The following is a 19,200-nucleotide window of genomic DNA, read 5'->3' as shown; positions in this document are numbered from 1 at the left end:
GGCTAAAAACAAGTCAGTTAAAACTCGAGTCGCTGAAGACTCGGGAACTCAAGTGCCGAGGTTATCCGGCCCTTTGAGACCCTATCCAACCATAGCAAACAGATCGGGGGAGATGTCACCCCGTTTCGTCCCCAACTGAAGAATTTCGAGGAAGTTTTATCAAAACTTTACTCAATCGGGCGGGAGCTTTACATTGGGCCGGGGAAATCGGGGGGAGGGAAAGATTAAGAGTCGTCAATTGTCGGCGGTCAATTTGACCCCGATGCCGTTGTGGACGGGGGCTGCGGTCTGCGGGGGGCGATCGATGAGTTGGCCGCCGAGGTAGAGGCCGCTGGAGCTTCCCCCGTCCAAATTGAGGGCTTCGACGGCGCCGAGTTGTCGCATCAGTTCGGCCAGTTCGGCGAGGCTCGGTCCGGTTCCGCCGGGGCTCTGGTGTACGATCGCCAGCAGGAGCCGATCGCCCGATGTCAGTCCCACGGCGCTGCGGATGGCCGCTTGGCGGGCGAACGCATCGCCAAATTGTTCAGCTTTGGCATCCAGGACGATTTTGTGGTTGTGGAGTAACAGCGGACCGGCACCGAGGCCGTGGGGAAAATCGGACCACGGAGCCGGACGGGTGGCGGTTTCCAATCGCACGGGGGTGCCGGGAGACAGGCGCTCGGCGAGTTCGGGTCGGTTTCGCAGGACCAGTAAATAGCCGTCCGGGGGGATGGGAACGGGCGAGAAATGGGGGGATTTGAGGATCTGATAGCCGACGATGCGATCGCCCCGGACGCTGATGGCTATTTCGCGGTCGCCGAAGGGGCGGTAAACCCTTCCCCAGTCGGGGGTGTAGCGGGACAAACCCGCCCGGATGTAGGCGCTATTGAGTTTTTGGATGGGAACGGATTCACCGCCGGGAAGGAGCAACGTTTCGCTGAGGGTGAGGCGGTCCATGAGGATCTGTTTTTCGTCGGTCCAGGCGATCGCGCCCCGGCCGAGGATCGGGCCGGAGATCCAGCGGTTTTGGTGTCGGATTGCCCCGAGGGGAAATTGATTGTTGCGATTGAAAAAGCCGCCGTTGATAGCGGCCGCCACCCCCGCGCGCCCGGCCACTTCCGCCAAAGGAGCCAGCCCCTCGGGCGAGATCTCCCGGGCGCGGATCGGTTCCAGGGAAATCGCCGGTGATTTCAGGTCAATTTCCAGCCAAACCACCGGAAACCGGACGATTTTAGGCAACAGGGCCGGAGAATGGGGGCTGCGAATTTCCACAGATCGCTGTTGCCACCGCAGTCCCGGCGCCCACTGAATGTCCCGTTCCACCCAAAAATCGGGTCGGATCTCGATCGCCAACCGGGGGGGATCGCCGGAGGAACTGACCCGGGGACGCCAACCGGGGGGGGTGCTGAAAATCAATCGTGTCGGTTGAGAGCGGGTATCGATCCAAATTCCCGCCAGGGGATCGCCGTCGATAGGATAAAATGATCCTTCCCGATCCGGATCGGGTCGGGCGTCGAGGGCGATCGACCACCACACCTGCGGTTGGGGGGTCGGTTTCTCGTCCCCTTCGACGGACGGGGATTTGGGGGATTCTTCTTCCGTCTCGGACGGTTCGGTCTGAATGAGTCGTTCTTGTAACTCGAGGGGGAAAGAGGAGGATGAACCGGTTGGGGAGGTCTCGATTTCAGGGGCTTGCCAGGGAACCGGGCGGTCCAATTCGAGGACGAACCGCCGACACGGGGGGGGCGCTTCCGGAAGCGATCGCCCGGGGGTCTCCCCGCAGTCGGGGAGGAGTGTCGTTTCGACATCTCGGAGGGTGGCGGGGGGGAACGTGAGTTCGAGCACCGTGCCCCGGCTCCAGACTTGCCAGCCCTGTTGGCGGGCCAGGTCAGTCAGATCCAAATATCGGTGGCCGTCCCGGTGGAAAGCGGACAACGCGGGGGAGGCTCCGAACCAGCGGACCGGCTGTCGCCCGCTCTCGGCCGTGTCGAGCAATTCGACCCCCGTCGATCGCATCAATCCCAGGTCGGCGACGCCGACGGATTGGCGGTCGGGGTGGCGGGAATCGTTCCACCGGAGCCAGTTGACCGGGATTTCCCGGCCGTTGAGGGCGATGGTCGCCCCCCGCTCTCCGACGGCGACGTTCCCGGCCCAAACCGGACTCCCTCCGAAACCCGACAGCAGGATGGAAAGAGCCAAAATGCCGATCCGAAGCCGTGGAGGCGAAACCGACATTGTGGAGGAGATGTCATCAGATCTAAATTTTTGGGACACTGACACGGAGAATAGCGTGTATCCTAGAGACTACATCTAAATTTTTGCTGAAACCGTAGCTTCAACACCAACAACTGCGGGGTCTCGGCTACATAATAATAGGGATAAGTGAGCGATCCGGGAAGATCAGGCGGATCGTGCGATCGGCCGACCGGGTATCCCTGGGGGGTGAAACGTCACTCAAATTTGACGGTCGGAGTATCCGTAAGTGTCTCCAGCTTGACGGATGGCGACATCCCTCTCCGCCGAATCCCGCCCGACCACCCGTGTGGGGACTCGCTGGCGATCGCCCGAAACGTGGGAGAAATCAGCGACTCATTCGCATCTCGAAATCTTTGAATTTCCTTCAAACTTGCCGGCATTCTCACTGGTTTATAGTCTTAGCAAATGTCGCCGTTTGCCAGCAGGGGCGAGAGAGCGAATCGTCCCGACGACTGAAACTCGATCAGCTTCAGTTCATTTGTAGTAGGGGCAGTGCATCTGTGCGGGCCCTCTATAATTTCGACCCGTGGGGGCAGCGCCTCCGTGCCGAGCCCCGAGACCACTCAAACACCTGTGTACCTGCCCTGAGCAGCTTGGCGCCACTCATACGCATTCGAGATATGGATAACACAAGAAAAAGCGTGAACCGAAATCATCAACCATTCAATCAGGACATCTTTCACCGAGGCACCCCCTACGCCGGCCAGCGGTGGCTGGCCGAAGAGCGGGACGCCTGTGGGGTCGGTTTGATCGCCAATCCCACGGGGGAAGCCAGCCATCAGATCGTCGAGAAGGCCCTGCCGGCCCTCACCTGTCTGGAACACCGGGGGGGGTGCAGCGCCGACTACGACTCCGGGGACGGGGCTGGTTTGATGACGGCGATCCCCTGGGAACTGCTCCAGGGAGACGATACGATTTCAGGAAATCTGGCCGAATTGGAGTCCTTCAAGGGACTGACGGCCGAGCAACTCCGCGCTCGCTACGGCTTGGCGATGGTGTTCCTGCCCCAGGACGAAAACCGGGCGGTGACAGCCAAAAACGTGATCGGGGACGTGCTGGTGCGGGAAAATCTGACCCTGTTGGGGTGGCGGGCCGTGCCGGTGCGTCCGGAAGTTCTCGGCCCGATGGCGCGGGAAAATCAGCCCCGCATCGAACAGGCGATCGTCTCCTCCAACACCGGAAAAACCGGGGACGAGTTGGAGCGGCAACTGTACCTGGCCCGCCGCTCGGCGGGGGTGGCCCTGGCCGAAGTCGGGCTGCACTGGGGAACGGACGTTTATATGTGTTCCTTCTCCTGCCGGACGGTCGTTTACAAGGGGATGGTGCGATCGGCTGTGCTGGGAGACTTCTACACCGACCTGAAAAATCCCCTCTACAAGACCGCCTTCGCCGTCTACCACCGGCGTTTCAGCACCAACACCATGCCCCGGTGGCCCCTGGCGCAGCCGATGCGCCTGCTGGGACACAACGGGGAAATCAACACCCTGCTGGGGAACATCAACTGGATGCGGGCGCGGGAAGGGATTTTGTCCCACACTTATTGGGGCGATCGCCTCGCGACCCTGAAACCCTTCGTGGACGCCGACAACAGCGACTCCGCCAACCTGGATAACGTCATGGAACTGCTGGTGCGGACGGGGCGATCGCCGTCGGAGGCCCTGATGGTCATGGTGCCGGAAGCGTATCAGAACCAGCCCCTCCTCAAAGGCCGGGAAGAAATCGTCGATTTTTACGAATACCACAGCGGCGTCCAAGAACCCTGGGACGGACCGGCCCTGCTGGTGTTCAGCGACGGCAAACAGGTCGGCGCCTGCCTCGACCGCAACGGCCTGCGTCCGGCCCGCTACTGCATCACCCGAGACGGCATGGTGATCGTCGCCTCGGAAGCCGGGGTGGTGGAAATTCCGGAGGCGGAAATTGTGGAAAAAGGCCGCCTGGGTCCGGGCCAGACGATCGCCGTGGACATGGAAACCCACGAAGTCCTGAAAAACTGGGAGATCAAAGATCGCATCGCCCGCCGCCACCCCTACGGCGAATGGCTGAAAACCCACCGCATCGAAGCCAAAGAACAGCCCTTCGTCGAGGAGCGCTCCACGGACGCTCAAACGCTGCTGCGGCAACAGCTCGCCTTCGGCTACGGCTCGGAAGACATCGACATGGTGATCTCCGACATGGCCAGCCAGGGGAAAGAGCCGACCTTCTGCATGGGCGATGACATCCCCCTGGCGGTGCTCTCCGACAAACCCCATTTGCTCTACGACTATTTCAAACAGCGGTTCGCCCAGGTGACGAACCCCCCCATCGACCCCCTGCGGGAGCGGATCGTCATGTCCCTGACTATGCGGTTGGGAGAGCGGGGCAACCTCCTCGATCCCAAACCGGAAGATGCCGGGATGGTCAAGATCGAGTCCCCCGTGCTCAATGAGGCGGAATTGGAGAATATCCGCAATTCGGGCTTCGAGAGCGCCACCCTGTCCACCCTGTATCCGGTTTCGGCCGGACCCGAAGGGTTGAAAGCGGCGGTCGAGGATCTGTGTAAAAAGGCTCAAGAGGCGGTGGATGCGGGCAAAAAGATCCTGATCCTGTGCGATCGCGGTATCGATGCGGAACAAACCTACATCCCGCCCCTGCTGGCTGTCGGCGCGGTTCACCACCACCTGATCGAGACGGGGAGCCGCCTGAAAGGGTCCCTGGTGGTGGATACGGCTCAGTGTTGGAGCACCCACCACTTCGCCTGCCTGATCGGGTACGGCGCCTCGGCTGTCTGCCCCTATTTGGCCTGGGAAAGCGTCCGGGCTTGGTGGGGGGAAACAAAAACCCAAAAGGCGATGGAACGGGGCAAGTTGCCCCAAATTACCGGGGCTGAGGCTCAAAAAAATTACCGCAAGGCGGTGGAAAATGGCCTGCTGAAGATCCTCTCGAAGATGGGGATTTCCCTGCTCTCTTCTTACCAGGGGGCGCAGATTTTTGAGGCGATCGGCATCGGGGACGATTTGCTGGAATTGGGCTTCAAGGGGACGACTTCCCGCATCGGGGGCCTGACGGTGGCGGAGTTGGGCCAGGAGGTGAACCAGTTCCACGCCAAGGCGTTCCCGGAGTTGGAAGCCAAGAAGCTGGAAAATTACGGCTTCGTCAATTTCTTCCGGCGGGGTGAGTACCACGGCAATAGCCCCGATTTGGCGAAGTTGCTGCACGAAGCGGTGCGCGGCGACGGCAAGAGCAACGGCGCTTCCCCGGGGTACGACCACTATGCCACCTATCAAGAATTTCTCAACGATCGGACGGTGTCGGCGTTGCGGGATCTGTTGGATTTTAATAGCGATCGCGACCCGATTTCCGTGGATGAGGTGGAGTCCGTGGCGGATATCGTGACCCGGTTCTGCAGCGGGGGGATGTCTCTGGGGGCGCTGTCTCCCGAGGCCCACGAGACGCTGGCGATCGCCATGAACCGTCTGGGGGGCAAGTCCAACTCCGGCGAAGGGGGCGAAGATCCGACCCGCTTCCCGGTTCTCGAAGACGTGAACGCCGACGGCATTTCCGCCTCCCGCCCCTATTTGAAGGGTCTGAAAAATGGCGACAGCGCCAGTTCCGCTATCAAACAGGTGGCGTCGGGCCGGTTCGGGGTGACGCCGGAATATCTGATGAATGCCAAATCCATCGAAATTAAGGTCGCCCAGGGTGCGAAACCGGGCGAGGGCGGACAGTTGCCGGGACGGAAGGTGAGCCCCTATATCGCTATGTTGCGGCGGTCGAAACCGGGCGTCACCCTGATTTCTCCCCCGCCTCACCACGATATCTATTCCATCGAGGATCTGGCCCAACTGATCTTCGACCTGCACCAGATCAACCCCGAAGCGACGGTTTCGGTGAAGCTGGTGGCGGAAATCGGCATCGGCACGATCGCGGCGGGGGTGGCCAAGGCCAACGCCGACTACATCCAGATCTCCGGACACGACGGCGGCACGGGCGCCTCTCCCCTGTCCTCGATCAAGCACGCCGGCACGCCCTGGGAATTGGGCCTGACGGAGGTGCACCGGGTGCTGATGGACAACAAATTGCGCGATCGCGTGCGGCTGCGGGTGGACGGCGGCCTCAAGTCCGGTTGGGACGTGATCATGGGGGCGCTGATGGGCGCCGAAGAGTTCGGCTTCGGGACGATCGCCATGATCGCCGAGGGCTGCATCATGGCCCGGATTTGCCACACCAACGGCTGTCCGGTGGGCGTCACCACCCAGAAAGAGGAACTGCGGAAGCGCTTCCCGGGAACTCCGGACCACGTGGTGAATTTCTTCTATTTCGTGGGCGAGGAAGTGCGCCAGTTGTTGGCCCGGTTGGGGTATCGTTCTCTGAAGGACATCATCGGGCGATCGGATTTGCTGAAAATGCGCGACGTCCGCCTCACCAAGACCCAGGCTTTGAATCTGGACGTGCTGACGGCGCCCCCCATCTCGGCGGACAACGACTGGCTGAACCACGAGGACGTCCACAGCAACGGCCCGGTTCTGGATGACGTGCTGTTGGAGGATGCCGACATCGCCGCGGCGATTCGCAACCAGGGCAGCGTCAGCAAGACGGTGCGGATTGTCAACACCGATCGCACCGTGGGCGCCCGCATCGCCGGGAAAATTGCGGCGCTGTACGGCAACACCGGCTTCGAGGGACAAATCGCCCTCACGTTCAACGGTTCGGCCGGCCAGAGTTTCGGCGCCTTCAACCTGCCGGGAATGAAACTCACCCTCAACGGCGAGGCGAATGACTATGTGGGTAAAGGGATGCACGGCGGCGAGTTGATCGTCAAACCCGCTCCCGAAAGCGGCCTCGACCCCTCGGAAAACGTCATCGTCGGCAATACCTGCCTGTACGGCGCCACGGGGGGAACCCTGTTCGCCCGGGGACAGGCCGGCGAGCGCTTCGCCGTCCGCAACTCGATGGGACAGGCGGTGATCGAAGGTGCGGGGGACCACTGCTGCGAGTACATGACCGGCGGTGTGGTGGTCGTCCTCGGAAAAGTGGGCCGCAACGTGGGCGCCGGCCAGACCGGCGGCATCGGCTATTTCCTGGACGAGGACGGCAGTTTCCCCGAGTGCGTGAACCCGGAAATTGTCCGCATCCAGCGGGTTTCGACGCACTCAGGGGAGCGGCAGTTGAAGGCGTTGATCGAGCGCCACGCGGAATTTACCGACAGCGCGACGGCGAAGGAGATTTTGGCTCATTGGTCGGATTACCTGCCCAAGTTCTGGCAGGTGGTGCCGCCTTCGGAGGAAAATACTCCGGAAGTTTCGCCGGAAGGCAGCGGTGAAAAAGTGGCGATCGCGGCGTCGTAATTCTTCGTAATTCTGTCAGTTTTTATTGCTCCCCGGTTGCGATCGGGGGGCATTTTTTTACCGAACTGAGGTCACGTGAGGTTAAGCACAGAAGACTCAGCTCGGGAGTTGACACCAATCCATAACTGGCTGTATTATTGTATTATACAAAATGTTCGCAATAAGTTTGCAAGGATAAAGCATCTGTTTTCGTCCGCCCAACCAGTAACTTATATTCATTGGTAAACATGACGGAAAATTACTCGGAATTCTTTGAGCAATGGCTTTCCACAGAACCAAATCCTACATTAGTAGTCCTCAAAGGGCATCTACTGATCGAATGGCTTTTAGAGCAGATGATTTCTCATGCAGTTCAACAGCCAGACCACTTGAAAGGTGCTGATCTTGGATTTCAGCAAAAGTTGTTTATAGCTAGAGCTTTGATTCCTCTTTCTACAAAGATACAAGAAAGTGACTGGTCTGCTATAGAAAATTTGAATAATCTTAGAAACAATTTGGCTCGTGACTTGGACTCTAATACAAATGACAAAAACTTTAGAGATTTTCTGAAATTCCGGAAAACCAATATTGACCTTGCGACTGACATCAACATCGGAGATTCTTTGAAGAAAGAATTGGTGTTTTTAATTGAATTGTTAATTCCTTTTGTAGATGGGCAAAAAATTAAAAATTTAATGTCATCTCAGGAAAACGTAATCGCACAAAACCGAAATATTTCAAGTTTTGAACCCAAAGAAGCAGATCAATTTTTTATTTCTGATAAGCATAGATTGGCATTTTGTCTCCTCAAATATCATGAAGAGAGAGATCTTGAAAAAGAAATAGAGCTAACACAATTGCACTATGTCAATAAAGACAAGGCTAAGAAGTGGCGAGATAAAATGATGGGCTACTTCCATCCCGACAAGAATATCAGTAATGAGTCTTCTCTAAATAACGACGAGATATCTAAAAAAATTAATCTCATCTATAAACGTTTGACAAAGCAAGCATGAACAACAGAAATTTGCCTTCCATTCGACACTATCCATTGGAGAAACTGGTCGAAATAAATGAACTTGAGATTGCTTTGAAAATGACAGAAAAAAAGCTTTCTAAAGAGCATATAATGGGAATTGTTAATGCTTTTTATGCAAACACACAAATATGTGTTAGTGGAATTCCATATATAAGGATACAAGGGTTAGCTGAAATCCTAAGAACTGGTAATTCAGGTGCTGAACAATCTTTAGTATATCAAGGCATACCTGGTCTAATTAGCAAATCTGAAATTCTGAATATAGATGGTTACGAACATATATCAGGTCCGACTTTAATACAACTGATTGAGGTAAGGAAAAGCGTCAAATCAGGAAAAACAAAACAGTACCTACAGATTGCAGAAAGGATATATACAAAGATAGTTAACAACTCCGAAGTCCGAGATGTGAAGGATGTTTTTCTACAAGAGATTTCCAACTATCGCCCATACTTAAAGAAAGAACGTATTGACAAATATGGTATCTCCAGTTGTGAGTTTACTGGAGAGACTTTTAGTTCTACAGAAGAGGTGGATTTTGCTCACATTGATAGTGTGGTAACTAACCCTTTTCGAGCACTTAATGTTGACAATGGAGTGATAATTTTTAAGCACATACACAAGGATTTGACGAAAAATAAAATTCATAACTTTGACGAAATGTACCTTCATTGTTTGGAGAATAATTATTCTGTTTACTGGGCTGAGAGATATGCAGAAGTTTTCCCTCAATAATAATAAGAAGTGAAGATTTATGAATCGCTATAGCATGATGATTCAATGGTCTGATGAAGATCGGCTTTTCCTGGTCACAGTTCCAGAGTTTGCCGATCGCGTCGTCATGCCTTGTACGCACGGAAAAACCCGTGAAGAAGCCATTCGTAACGGTGAAGAAGTGATTGAAATGTACCTGGAAGCTTGGCAGGCAGAAGGGGAGACGATCCCCGAACCCAAGACACTTCAGGTTGTTTGAGAAATCAATGAATCGGCGATAATGGGTAGAGTAATACTGTAACGGTTGGAGTAGAGGTAGCGATGACTGAGTTACTTGAACGTGCAATTGCCAGATTGAAAACTTTGCCGGAAACGGAGCAAAACGCGATCGCTTCAATGATCTTAGACGAAATTGAGGACGAACGGCACTGGGATGAAGCATTCTCCCGTTCTCCAGATATTCTTGCAAAACTCGCAGCTTCAGCGATGGCTGAATATCATGCCGGTGAAACCGAAGAACTCGACCCGGAGACGTTGTGAAGTCACGGACTACTGCCCAATTTCGCCAATTGTTTGCTGATTTGCCAAAACCTATTGAATTTGGGGAAACGGGGAGTATGAAAACTTTGGAGGAAATCCAGCAATGGCTGGTGCTGCATCGGTCGGTTTTGCAGGAACGTTATCACGTTCGGGAATTGGGGATTTTCGGCTCTTATGTCAGACAAGAGCAGACGGAAACGAGCGATGTAGATGTGTTGGTCGAATTTTCCGAGACACCCAGCTTGTTGAAGTTCATCAATTTAGAGAATTATCTCAGCGATAATTTGGGGGTCAAGGTGGACTTGGTGCATAAGTCCGGGTTGAAGCCGCGCATTGGCGATCGCATTTTGACAATGGAGTAATATTGTAACGGATAATAACTTCTAGATTAGTGGAGTTGGCTCATGTCCGATCTTTTTAACAGAATCACAGTTAACCCCAAACAGTGCGGGGGTCGCCCCTGCATCCGAGGGATGAGAATTCGGGTATCGGATGTATTGGATCTGTTTGCGGCGGGTTTGAGTGCCGGAGAAATTTTAGAAGAAATGCCCGATCTCGAAGCAGATGATTTAAAGGCATCTCTTTTGTATGCCTCCCGGAAACTCAATCATCCGGTCTTAGTGCCATGACGATTTGGGTAGATGCACACCTCTCCCCCGCAATCGCAAACTGGATTACAGACACATTTGGAGTTGAAGCAGTAGCATTACGAGATCTGGGACTAAGAGATGCTGAAGATCCTGAAATTTTTGAGACTGCAAAAGCACTGGAAGTTATTGTCATGACCAAAGATAGTGACTTCGTGGATTTGGTGGAGCGACTGGGTTCACCACCACAAATTATTTGGTTGACTTGTGGCAATACCTCCAATGCTCGGTTACGCGAAATTCTGAGCCAGACATTGCCCAGAGCACTAGAACTTTTGGAAGCTGGCGAAGCATTGGTGGAAATCAGCAATTTCGGCGATGGCTGAATGTCATACTACTATCTGAATAGATCATGAAAAAAATTGAAACTTACCCTTGGGATGCGGCGGAGCATCTGGAAACGAAAGAAGACATCGCTTCCTATCTGGAAGCTGCCCTTGAAGATGGCGATCCGGCGGTGCTAGTTGCGGCACTTAAGGATATTGTCCGATCGCAAGGGATGATACAGATTGCCCGGGAAACAGGACACGATCGCGCAATTATTGACAAAGTTTTATCGGCTAAAGAAGATCCGGATTTGGCGACAGTTATTAAGCTTTTACAAACACTGGGTTTGCGTTTACAAGTTGTGATGATTTAGCTCACATTATATAAACTTTAAAAAAGGTGCGTTCCCATTCATCAATCGGTTGATAAAGTCATGTGATTTGAGGGAACGCACCCGACTGTCAGGCTTCTTTGAAAAATCGGACGATCTCGCGAACGTGGTTGAGCACTTGTCCGTCTTCTCGCATCTGGGCGATCGCGTTTTCGGCGGTTCGACTCAGGCGATCGTGTTCCGATTTATTGTCGGCTTTCAGGGTTTGGATATCGGCCGATAGGCGGGTGAGTTCATTTTGGATGAAAGCGGCTTTTTTCTCCTGTTGAGATGCCCAAGAACTGGGATTGTCCCGGTCGATACTTTGTTCGATTAATTTGACCGCCGCTTCGAGCTTTTTTACCCGTCCTCGCAACTCCACAACGTCTTCCCGGGGATAAGAAAATTCGCGGCGAACCATCGACAGGCGGGCGACTAAATATTGATAACCGCGCAAAGCCGGACGTAAAATGGTCAGCAACAATGCCGCCGCCGAACCGACGTAGCCGACGACGGTTATTCCCGCCATTGATAACCCGTACAAACCGATCGCGGACAGGAGGTGGAGGGCGATCGCAACCCACAGAGAACGGCGGGCTAATTGGCTCACATATTGCCGCTGTTTGTCGTCAATTCGGATACCTTTTTTGTCGGACTCCTCCGCCTCCGCCATCACTTCTTTGGCATCAAAGTGGACGTTCCAGGGAACCGTCACAATTAACAGCAGCCACCAGAACGTTACCCCCCCGATAATCCAATCTAAAAAGTTGCCGGAGGGAATGTGCAGCCACTGGAGAATTGAAAAGGTGAGCAGTAAAATTAGAACCAGTCCGGCGGTAAAATAGGCGAAATTTATGGGCGATTTCATAACCGATTTTTCCTCAATTCGGAATTGCCCCCATTATCGGAAGGCGATCGCACCCCGAGGGCGATCGCTGTGACAGTCCGTGAGATGGCATAAACCCGACAAACGCAAACGATGACAATCCAGATTCGACCGGCAAAACTAATGGCGATCGCATCCGAGTTTGTGACGGTTTAAAAATTGACCGATCGGCGATTTGAATTCAAAAAAATATAGTATGGCAACTGACAAGGGGGTTGGGACACGATTACTCCGAACGAGTCCACTTAAATAGACTTTTGCTATCAGCCTTGAAATTCATTTCAAGGTGGGTCTAAAATTAGCCGATCTGTCCCAACCGTTCTGTCGATCGCCATACAATTCATCACTTTACACTCCGACAAAAGAATCGAGTCCAAATCCTTCCCCGGGAAACCGAAAAACAAAAAGAATGATTCTTTTTTCGATCCCCTTAATCCATGAAAATTCAATGCTTTTGACTTTTGAATTTTGACTTTTGATTTTTCAACCCATTCCCCATTTCCTCTTTTTATGGTAATCTTCCCGTATCTAGAATTGTAGGGTAAACGACAACTGCGGGAGAGCATGACCAAACCGACGGGAAAAGTTTATTTGGTGGGGGCGGGCTTAGGAAATATCGCCTATTTGAGCGTCAAAGCCTATCACTTGCTCATGAATGCCGACGTGCTGGTTTACGATGCGTTGGTCGATGAATCCATTTTGCCGCTGCTGCCGCCCGACTGTTTGAAACTGCACGTCGGAAAGCGGGGGGGACAGCCGAGCACGCCCCAAGATAAAATCAATCATTTGTTGGTCGAACATTGCCGAAAGGGACGGCAAGTGCTGCGGCTCAAAGGGGGCGATCCGTTCATTTTCGGACGCACGAGTGCAGAAATTCAAGCCCTGATCGCGGCTGAGTGCGAGTTTGAAGTCGTCCCGGGGATTTCTTCGGCGTTAGCCGCACCCCTGCTGGCGGGAATTCCCCTCACGGATCCGGTGATGAGCCGCTGTTTTGCGGTGATGACGGCCCACGACCCGGACGCCCTGAATTGGGCGAGTCTGGCGGAACTCGACACCCTGGTTTTGATGATGGGGTCGCGAAATTTGGAGGCGGTTGTCCGCCAACTCAAACACCACGGCCGATCGCCCCAAACTCCCGTTGCCATTATCCGGCGCGGCGGACGGCCCAACCAGCAGGTCTGGATCGGGACGTTGGACGATATTTTAGACCAGACATGGGAAGAATCTTTATCCCCCAGCGTGATTGTCGTGGGGGATGTGGTGGAACTGCGATCCTACCTCACCCCCCAGGGCGATTCCCAACCGATCGCACCCCTGTTGGGCCAGACGGTTTTAGTGACGCGATCGCAATCTTCCTCCGGCCAATTCCGCACCCTCCTGGAACGACAGGGGGCGAAGGTGGTGGAAATGCCGACGCTGGTGATCCGCGAGCCCTCCACCTGGGAACCCCTCGATCGCGCGATCGCCGATTTCGATTTCGACTGGCTGCTGCTGACTTCGGCCAACGGGGTGTCTTACTTTTTTGAACGGCTGATGGCCGCCGGAAAGGACAGTCGCGCCCTCGCCGGGACGAAAATTGCCGTGGTGGGCAAAAAAACCGCCGCCAGCCTGCGGGAGTGGGGCCTGCAACCGGATTTTATCCCCCCGGATTTCGTGGCCGATTCCCTGGTGGAACATTTCCCCGAACCCGTCGCCGGACGGCGGATGCTGTTTCCCCGGGTGGAAAGCGGGGGGCGAGAGGTGTTGGTGCAGGAGTTGACGGCGGCGGGGGCGACGGTGGTGGAGGTGCCGGCTTACGAGTCCGGTTGTCCCGAGGCGATCGCGCCGGAGGCTTGGGATGCCATCCAAAACGGACAAATTGATATTGTCACTTTCGCCAGTTCCAAGACGGTGCGGAATTTTTGTAAACTTCTGGAAGGGGCTGCGGGTGAGTCTTTGAACGATCTGATGGCGGCTGGGGCGATCGCTTCCATCGGACCCCAAACCTCGGAAACCTGCCGGGAGTTGCTGGGCCGGGTGGACGTGGAAGCCCGGGAATATACCCTGGAGGGACTCACCGAGGCGATCGTAGCCTGGGTTAAAAATGAATTGTAACTGTCCGATCCGAACAAATTTTCCCGGCTCACGTCGGAAAATAGATATATTGCTGCACCCAGGAAATGGGAAATGGAAGCGGAGCCCCTACTCCCTACTCCCCACTCCCCACTCCCTAATCCCGCAGCCTCGATCGCAACTCAACAGGGATGGAACCATGCTCAACTTGGGTTTTTCTCGCTTTGACTCCCTCGCCCCCATTTTGACGGGGATGGCGGCTGTTACGGCCGTTGTCGTCAGTGCTCAGATGCCGGCGGCGGCTAAAACCGCCCAGGAGGTGGCCGAAATTGCCGCGCCGATCGCGGTACAAATTAACAGCCCCCTCGGAGATGGTTCGGGGGTGATTATTGCTAAAAAAGATAATATTTATACGGTGTTGACGGTCAACCATGTGGTGGAAGAACCCGAGGTCGCTTACCACGTCCGTACCCATGACGGGGAAAGTTACCCAGCCACCCGCGTCACTCGCCTCCAGACGGCGGCGGAGGACCCGGACTTGGCTGTGGTGGAGTTCGAGAGTCCCCGGGACTATCCCACCGCCATTTTGGGGGATTCCGAACGGGTGGCGATCGGGGTGCAGATTTACGTCTATGCTTATCCGGCCACCGGGGGCCTGACGGGGGCCGATCGCGAGCCGGAACTGTCGCCGGGACTGGTGACGAGCCGGCCCAGAAATCGCCCGGAGGGCTACAATTTGCGGTATCAGGCGGTGACGTGGAGCGGGATGAGTGGGGGGCCCGTTTTTGACTCCGAAGGCCGGGTGGTGGGGCTGCACGGCCAGGGTGAGTTCGGATTCGCCCAAACCAGTTCCGGGGACGTCACTCCCATCAAGACGGGGTTCAATGCGGCGGTCCCGATCAATTTGTTTGTCGAACGGCTGACGGCGACGGAGTTGAGCGCGGCGGATTTGAATATGGACACCGACGCCGATCCGGCGGAGGCGAGTCCCGTTTCTTTGGACGACCCCCAGGACGCCCGGGCGTTTTACTTTCGGGGGTTGACGCTACTGGACCGGGGCTATGCGTGGGAGGCGATCGCGGATTTTAACCGCTCCCTGGAGTTGAATCCCGATTCGCCGGAGGCTTATTTTAATTTGGGGTTGGCTCGGACGCTGCTGGTGGTGGACGAACCGACTCGCGGCCCGAATCCCATCGAGGACTACACCCGGGCGATCGAATTGAATCCGGGTTACGCCGATGCGTACTACAATCGCGGGTTGGCTTACATCCGCCGGGACAATTTTGACGCGGCCCTGGCCGACTTTCGCAAGGCGGCGGAACTGTATGAACAATTGGGGCGGGAGGATTCTTATCAGGATTCGCGCGATCGCATCCGGGAACTCGAGGAGATCGGACCCGAGTCTTGAACCCGGGAGAAGCGGGAAGGACGGGAACCGGGGACGGTGATTTCGTTCCCGGCTTTTCTTTTGGGCGGTTCGACGGGACGCGGCGCGGATCGCCTCTCTTCCATGAATTATACTGGGTTTGGAAATCTCAGTTCGATCCGTAATGGATACGGTGGCGGTGAATCAGTCCAAAACATCTCCTCAATTTGACGGGGGATCGGACCGAACAGGGGATCTACAATTCATGGCTTGATAATTGGCAAGATATGGCACTACGCATCTTGATTGGGACATTGGACAAAGCTGAAAAGCCCTTGCCATCAGCTTTTGACTTTTGACTTTTGACTTTTGACTTGCGCGTAGCGCCATAACGACCGGCAGAGATTGGTTGCACCGTCTTCAAGTCACTGGTGAAAGCGTCTACCCTTTCCGAATGAATGAGCAAACCCGTAATTCTCTGTGTCGATGATGAACCGATGATTTTGGAGACTCTGAAGCGGCTGCTTCGGAGATCGTTCGGGACAAAATATCAAGTCGAGTTGGCCGGAAGCGGGGAAGAAGCGATCGCATCGGCGCAGAAATTGCTCGAATCGGGGAAAGAACTGGCGGTCGTCATTTCGGATTATCAGATGCCGAAGTTGCGGGGAGATGAAGTTCTGAAAACCATCCATCACCTCTCTCCAAATACTCTCAATATCATGCTGACGGGTCAGGCGGATGTTGAGGGGATTTTTAATGCGATAAAATACGCAAAACTCTATCGCTACATTTCTAAACCTTGGGAAAATGAGGATTTGACGTTGACGGTGACGGAGGCGATCAATAGTTTCTACCAACAAAAGCAACTCGCCGACCAAAACCGGCAATTGCAAGAGATGAATCGCGCTTTGGAATTGTTGACGCAAGACCAAGGGGAATTGATCGAATCTTTGGGACGGGCAGAACGGAAATATCGCAGCATTTTTGAAAATGCGTTGGAGGGGATTTTTCAAATTTCGATTGAGGGTAAGTTTTTGAGTGCGAATCCCACCCTGGCGGGAATTTACGGCTACGATTCCCCCGGGGATTTGATGACCTCGATAACGGATGTCAAAAAGCAATTGTATATTTCCCCTAATCGCTGGGATGAATTGCTCGAAATTTTGCGCGATCGCGGCGAAGTTTCCCGGTTTGAATCCCAGGTTTATCACCGGGACGGCCGCCCGATTTGGATCTCGGAAAGCGCCCGGGTGGTTGATGATGAGAAGGGCAATATTCTTTATTATCAAGGATTTGTAGAAGATATCACGGAACGGAAGCGGGCGGAGGCGGAACTGGAACGGTTCACCTCGGAATTATTTGAACTGAATCAGTCGTTTTTTCGCTTCGTCCCCCACCAGTTTTTGCAATATCTCGGCAAAGATAGCATTGTTGACGTTCAACTCGGGGATAATGTCGAGCGGGAAATGTCCGTTTTATTTGCGGATATCCGCGATTTTACGACCCTCTCAGAACAGATGAACCCGGAGGATAATTTCAAGTTTATCAACGCCTATTTATCCCACGTCGAACCGGCGATCGCGGAATATCGCGGCTTCATCGACAAGTACATCGGGGACGAGATTATGGCGTTATTCAGCCACAGTGCGGACGATGCCGTGAGGGCCGGAATTCGGGTGCTGCAACTCCTCGCAGAATACAACAAAACCCGCCAGCGGCCCGATCGCCCCCCTATCGAAATCGGCATCGGCATCAACACCGGACAACTGATGCTTGGAACCGTGGGGGGCAAATCTCGGATGGACGGGACGGTGATCGGAGATGCGGTGAATTTGGCGTCCCGCTTGGAAGGGTTGACCAAAAATTACGGCGTTTCTCTCCTCATTTCCCACTACACGTTTATCCGCCTCGAACGCCTCCACGAATACGGCATCCGACTCATCGATCGCGTCCAGGTGAAGGGGAAGTTAAAAATGGTGTCCGTGTTTGAAGTGTTCGACGCCGATCCGCCGAAAGTGCGGCGGGGAAAACAGGCGACCAAAACCCTATTTGAACGGGCGTTACTGCACTATTATTTGGGGGAAATTCGGGATGCGATCGCCCTGTTTGACGCCTGTCTGCGGCAGAATCCCCAAGATAAAGTCGCCCGCATTTACCGCCGGCGATGTTTGGGAAATGTTTGATGCCGCCTCTCTCTGGCGCCTATCAGAGAATTAGTTGAGAGTAGATATCATTAAGTTCGGTGCGATCGCCACTGAAAGTCTTGAGTTGAACGAATAACGGCATTCTTTCACCCCGTCCGCCAATCGGGGTAAAAGCTATAACCAGAGGAAGTTTGAGGGCTTGCATTGTCCCGGCGACGGCCGTCGGTCGGGTCGCGCCGGACTCTGTTCTTAACATAACTTAACAATCAATTTGTTGAAAAATAGTCTGAATTGTGTTGCAATCAGCTTAATGACAATCTAAGTCAACAAATTCCGAGGCTGGCCCTCGGAACCCCCTGGCCGTTCCAGATATTTGTTGCACTTTCTACAGCCTGACTGGAAGGAGCTGTTATGACGAACGGACTCTTTTGGACTCCGCTGATGCGATCGCTCGGCTGGTCTTCCGAGGCCACTCCCGAAACCGGCGCCCCCTTGCTGGCGGGGAACATCCGCTTCAAGGACCTCTCCGGACGCTTGCTGGGAGCCCACGTCGCCCACGCAGGGCTGATCGTGCTGTGGGCCGGGGCGATGACCCTGTTCGAGCTGTCCCGGTTCGATCCCGGTTTGCCCATGTACGATCAGGGACTCATTTTGCTGCCCAACCTGGCCCGCCTCGGCATCGGGGTCGGAGATGGCGGGGTCGTGGTAGATACCTACCCCTATTACGCGATCGCCATGCTGCACCTGGTCAGCTCGGCGGTGCTGGGGGCGGGCGGACTCTACCACGCCGTACTTGGGCCGGCCAAACTGAACCGAAACGGCTTCGGCTACGACTGGCAAGACGGCCGCAAGATGACCACCATCCTGGGCATCCACCTGGTGATCCTGGGGGCGGGCGCCCTGCTGCTGGTGCTCAAAGCCACCCGGTTCGGCGGCATTTACGACCCCCTGGCGGAACAGGTGCGGCTGGTGCAGCCCAACCTCGACCCGGGGCGGATTTTCGGCTACCTGTTCGGCATCACCCCCCACGGGTGGGCGATCGCGGGTATGGCCGCCGTGGACAACGTGGAAGATATCGTCGGCGGGCACGTCTGGGTGGGCCTGCTGTGCGTCGCCGGAGGCCTGTTTCACATCGTCACCGAACCCTTCGCCTGGGCGAAAGCGCGGCTGGTGTGGTCCGGCGAGGCTTACCTATCCTACAGCCTGGGCGCCCTGGCGATCGCGGGTTTCAGCGTCGCGGTCTTCGTCTCCGTCAACGAGGTCGCCTATCCCACCGCCTTCTACGGCCCGGTCGGCGGCACCCAAGAATCCATCCGCACCGCCCTGGCCAGCGTCCACGCCACCCTCGGCTCCCTGGCCCTGCTGGGGCACCTCTGGCACGCCTATCGCTCCCTGAGCGTTTCCCTGGGCAGTACCCGAGGCACGTTTTTCGACATCGTGGCGAACCGGAAGCCCAGCTTCGTCGAGAGTGTGGCGGAAGGATGACCGGCAACCCTATAAGGTTGCCCCCACGGTTGTCCTCACCGGCAACCCTATAAGGTTGCCCCCACGGTTGTCCTCACCGGCAACCCTATAAGGTTGCCCCCACGGTTGTCTTTACCGGCAACCCTATAAGGTTGCCCCCACGGTTGTCTTTA

General features: G+C 55.1%; 16 protein-coding genes. 13 read left to right on the top strand and 3 right to left on the bottom strand.

Annotated elements, in window-relative coordinates; translation table 11 throughout:
* Nucleotides 1-234 precede the first annotated feature (234 nt).
* Nucleotides 235-2,178 (bottom strand): phosphodiester glycosidase family protein, encoded by a 1,944-nt coding sequence (locus tag AC0QHF_RS03530; RefSeq protein ID WP_324702805.1) that lies wholly within the window; start codon nt 2,176-2,178, stop codon nt 235-237.
* A 677-nt stretch (nt 2,179-2,855) separates the two neighbouring features.
* On the opposite strand from AC0QHF_RS03530, the gene gltB reads away from it, so the two are divergent.
* The 9 genes from gltB (at nt 2,856) to AC0QHF_RS03485 (ending at nt 11,118) form a co-directional block, all read left to right on the top strand.
* Nucleotides 2,856-7,559 (top strand): glutamate synthase large subunit, encoded by a 4,704-nt coding sequence (gene gltB / locus AC0QHF_RS03525; protein WP_324702804.1) that lies wholly within the window; start codon nt 2,856-2,858, stop codon nt 7,557-7,559.
* 227 nt (nt 7,560-7,786) lie between these two features.
* Nucleotides 7,787-8,554 carry a hypothetical protein gene (locus AC0QHF_RS03520; RefSeq protein WP_324702803.1) on the top strand — a complete coding sequence of 256 codons (768 nt, stop codon included), beginning with the start codon at nt 7,787-7,789 and terminating at the stop codon, nt 8,552-8,554.
* Nucleotides 8,551-9,312, top strand: a complete 762-nt coding sequence (locus tag AC0QHF_RS03515) for a hypothetical protein (RefSeq protein ID WP_324702802.1) — start codon at nt 8,551-8,553, stop codon at nt 9,310-9,312. The genes AC0QHF_RS03520 and AC0QHF_RS03515 overlap by 4 nt, the downstream gene beginning before the upstream one ends.
* Before the next feature lie 19 nt (nt 9,313-9,331).
* Complete coding sequence (locus AC0QHF_RS03510; RefSeq protein WP_324702801.1) at nt 9,332-9,550, top strand: type II toxin-antitoxin system HicB family antitoxin; 219 nt, start codon at nt 9,332-9,334, stop codon at nt 9,548-9,550.
* 62 nt (nt 9,551-9,612) lie between these two features.
* On the top strand, nt 9,613-9,831 hold the full coding sequence (locus AC0QHF_RS03505) for a hypothetical protein (protein WP_324702800.1): 219 nt from the start codon (nt 9,613-9,615) through the stop codon (nt 9,829-9,831).
* A 77-nt stretch (nt 9,832-9,908) separates the two neighbouring features.
* Entirely contained in the window at nt 9,909-10,193 is a 285-nt protein-coding gene (locus AC0QHF_RS03500; RefSeq protein ID WP_324702799.1) for a nucleotidyltransferase family protein, read from the top strand.
* A 42-nt stretch (nt 10,194-10,235) separates the two neighbouring features.
* The gene (locus AC0QHF_RS03495; protein ID WP_324702798.1) at nt 10,236-10,460 is read left to right on the top strand and encodes a DUF433 domain-containing protein; all 225 of its coding nucleotides are present in this window, start codon (nt 10,236-10,238) and stop codon (nt 10,458-10,460) included.
* Entirely contained in the window at nt 10,457-10,804 is a 348-nt protein-coding gene (locus tag AC0QHF_RS03490; RefSeq protein WP_324702797.1) for a DUF5615 family PIN-like protein, read from the top strand. Before AC0QHF_RS03495 ends, AC0QHF_RS03490 begins: the two co-directional genes overlap by 4 nt.
* A gap of 26 nt (nt 10,805-10,830) precedes the next feature.
* The gene (locus tag AC0QHF_RS03485) at nt 10,831-11,118 is read left to right on the top strand and encodes an addiction module antidote protein (RefSeq protein ID WP_324702796.1); all 288 of its coding nucleotides are present in this window, start codon (nt 10,831-10,833) and stop codon (nt 11,116-11,118) included.
* A gap of 88 nt (nt 11,119-11,206) precedes the next feature.
* Here the strand turns inward: AC0QHF_RS03485 and AC0QHF_RS03480 are convergent, their stop codons facing one another.
* A complete protein-coding gene (locus AC0QHF_RS03480) occupies nt 11,207-11,983 on the bottom strand; it encodes a hypothetical protein (RefSeq protein WP_324702795.1) in 777 nt (258 codons plus the stop codon).
* A gap of 582 nt (nt 11,984-12,565) precedes the next feature.
* On the opposite strand from AC0QHF_RS03480, the gene cobA reads away from it, so the two are divergent.
* The 3 genes from cobA to AC0QHF_RS03465 all read left to right on the top strand — a co-directional run bounded on the left by cobA (nt 12,566) and on the right by AC0QHF_RS03465 (nt 17,602).
* On the top strand, nt 12,566-14,095 hold the full coding sequence (gene cobA, locus AC0QHF_RS03475) for a uroporphyrinogen-III C-methyltransferase (RefSeq protein ID WP_324702794.1): 1,530 nt from the start codon (nt 12,566-12,568) through the stop codon (nt 14,093-14,095).
* Between the two features lie 157 nt (nt 14,096-14,252).
* Nucleotides 14,253-15,461: a tetratricopeptide repeat-containing S1 family peptidase gene (locus AC0QHF_RS03470; protein ID WP_324702793.1), complete on the top strand. Its 1,209-nt coding sequence runs from the start codon at nt 14,253-14,255 to the stop codon at nt 15,459-15,461.
* Between the two features lie 416 nt (nt 15,462-15,877).
* A complete protein-coding gene (locus AC0QHF_RS03465) occupies nt 15,878-17,602 on the top strand; it encodes a PAS domain S-box protein (RefSeq protein WP_324702792.1) in 1,725 nt (574 codons plus the stop codon).
* Nucleotides 17,603-17,624: 22 nt separating this feature from the next.
* Here the strand turns inward: AC0QHF_RS03465 and AC0QHF_RS03460 are convergent, their stop codons facing one another.
* Complete coding sequence (locus tag AC0QHF_RS03460) at nt 17,625-17,819, bottom strand: hypothetical protein (protein WP_324702791.1); 195 nt, start codon at nt 17,817-17,819, stop codon at nt 17,625-17,627.
* A gap of 185 nt (nt 17,820-18,004) precedes the next feature.
* Between AC0QHF_RS03460 and AC0QHF_RS03455 the strand changes: the two genes are divergently transcribed.
* On the top strand, nt 18,005-19,048 hold the full coding sequence (locus tag AC0QHF_RS03455; RefSeq protein WP_473113543.1) for a chlorophyll a/b binding light-harvesting protein: 1,044 nt from the start codon (nt 18,005-18,007) through the stop codon (nt 19,046-19,048).
* Nucleotides 19,049-19,200: the final 152 nt, after the last annotated feature.

The organism is Lyngbya sp. CCY1209 (genome assembly GCF_055795065.1).
This window is presented reverse-complemented; position numbering and strand designations above follow the sequence as displayed.

What these genes read in the sequence shown, in the direction of transcription:
- AC0QHF_RS03500 (WP_324702799.1), top strand. Translation starts at nt 9,909, where the DNA reads ATGAAAACTTTGGAGGAAATCCAGCAATGGCTGGTGCTGCATCGGTCG.
- AC0QHF_RS03490 (WP_324702797.1), top strand. Translation starts at nt 10,457, where the DNA reads ATGACGATTTGGGTAGATGCACACCTCTCCCCCGCAATCGCAAACTGG.
- AC0QHF_RS03505 (WP_324702800.1), top strand. Translation starts at nt 9,613, where the DNA reads ATGACTGAGTTACTTGAACGTGCAATTGCCAGATTGAAAACTTTGCCG.
- AC0QHF_RS03485 (WP_324702796.1), top strand. Translation starts at nt 10,831, where the DNA reads ATGAAAAAAATTGAAACTTACCCTTGGGATGCGGCGGAGCATCTGGAA.
- gltB (WP_324702804.1), top strand. Translation starts at nt 2,856, where the DNA reads ATGGATAACACAAGAAAAAGCGTGAACCGAAATCATCAACCATTCAAT.
- AC0QHF_RS03520 (WP_324702803.1), top strand. Translation starts at nt 7,787, where the DNA reads ATGACGGAAAATTACTCGGAATTCTTTGAGCAATGGCTTTCCACAGAA.
- cobA (WP_324702794.1), top strand. Translation starts at nt 12,566, where the DNA reads ATGACCAAACCGACGGGAAAAGTTTATTTGGTGGGGGCGGGCTTAGGA.
- AC0QHF_RS03495 (WP_324702798.1), top strand. Translation starts at nt 10,236, where the DNA reads ATGTCCGATCTTTTTAACAGAATCACAGTTAACCCCAAACAGTGCGGG.
- AC0QHF_RS03515 (WP_324702802.1), top strand. Translation starts at nt 8,551, where the DNA reads ATGAACAACAGAAATTTGCCTTCCATTCGACACTATCCATTGGAGAAA.
- AC0QHF_RS03455 (WP_473113543.1), top strand. Translation starts at nt 18,005, where the DNA reads ATGCGATCGCTCGGCTGGTCTTCCGAGGCCACTCCCGAAACCGGCGCC.
- AC0QHF_RS03480 (WP_324702795.1), bottom strand. Translation starts at nt 11,983, where the DNA reads ATGAAATCGCCCATAAATTTCGCCTATTTTACCGCCGGACTGGTTCTA.
- AC0QHF_RS03460 (WP_324702791.1), bottom strand. Translation starts at nt 17,819, where the DNA reads ATGTTAAGAACAGAGTCCGGCGCGACCCGACCGACGGCCGTCGCCGGG.
- AC0QHF_RS03465 (WP_324702792.1), top strand. Translation starts at nt 15,878, where the DNA reads ATGAGCAAACCCGTAATTCTCTGTGTCGATGATGAACCGATGATTTTG.
- AC0QHF_RS03510 (WP_324702801.1), top strand. Translation starts at nt 9,332, where the DNA reads ATGAATCGCTATAGCATGATGATTCAATGGTCTGATGAAGATCGGCTT.
- AC0QHF_RS03470 (WP_324702793.1), top strand. Translation starts at nt 14,253, where the DNA reads ATGCTCAACTTGGGTTTTTCTCGCTTTGACTCCCTCGCCCCCATTTTG.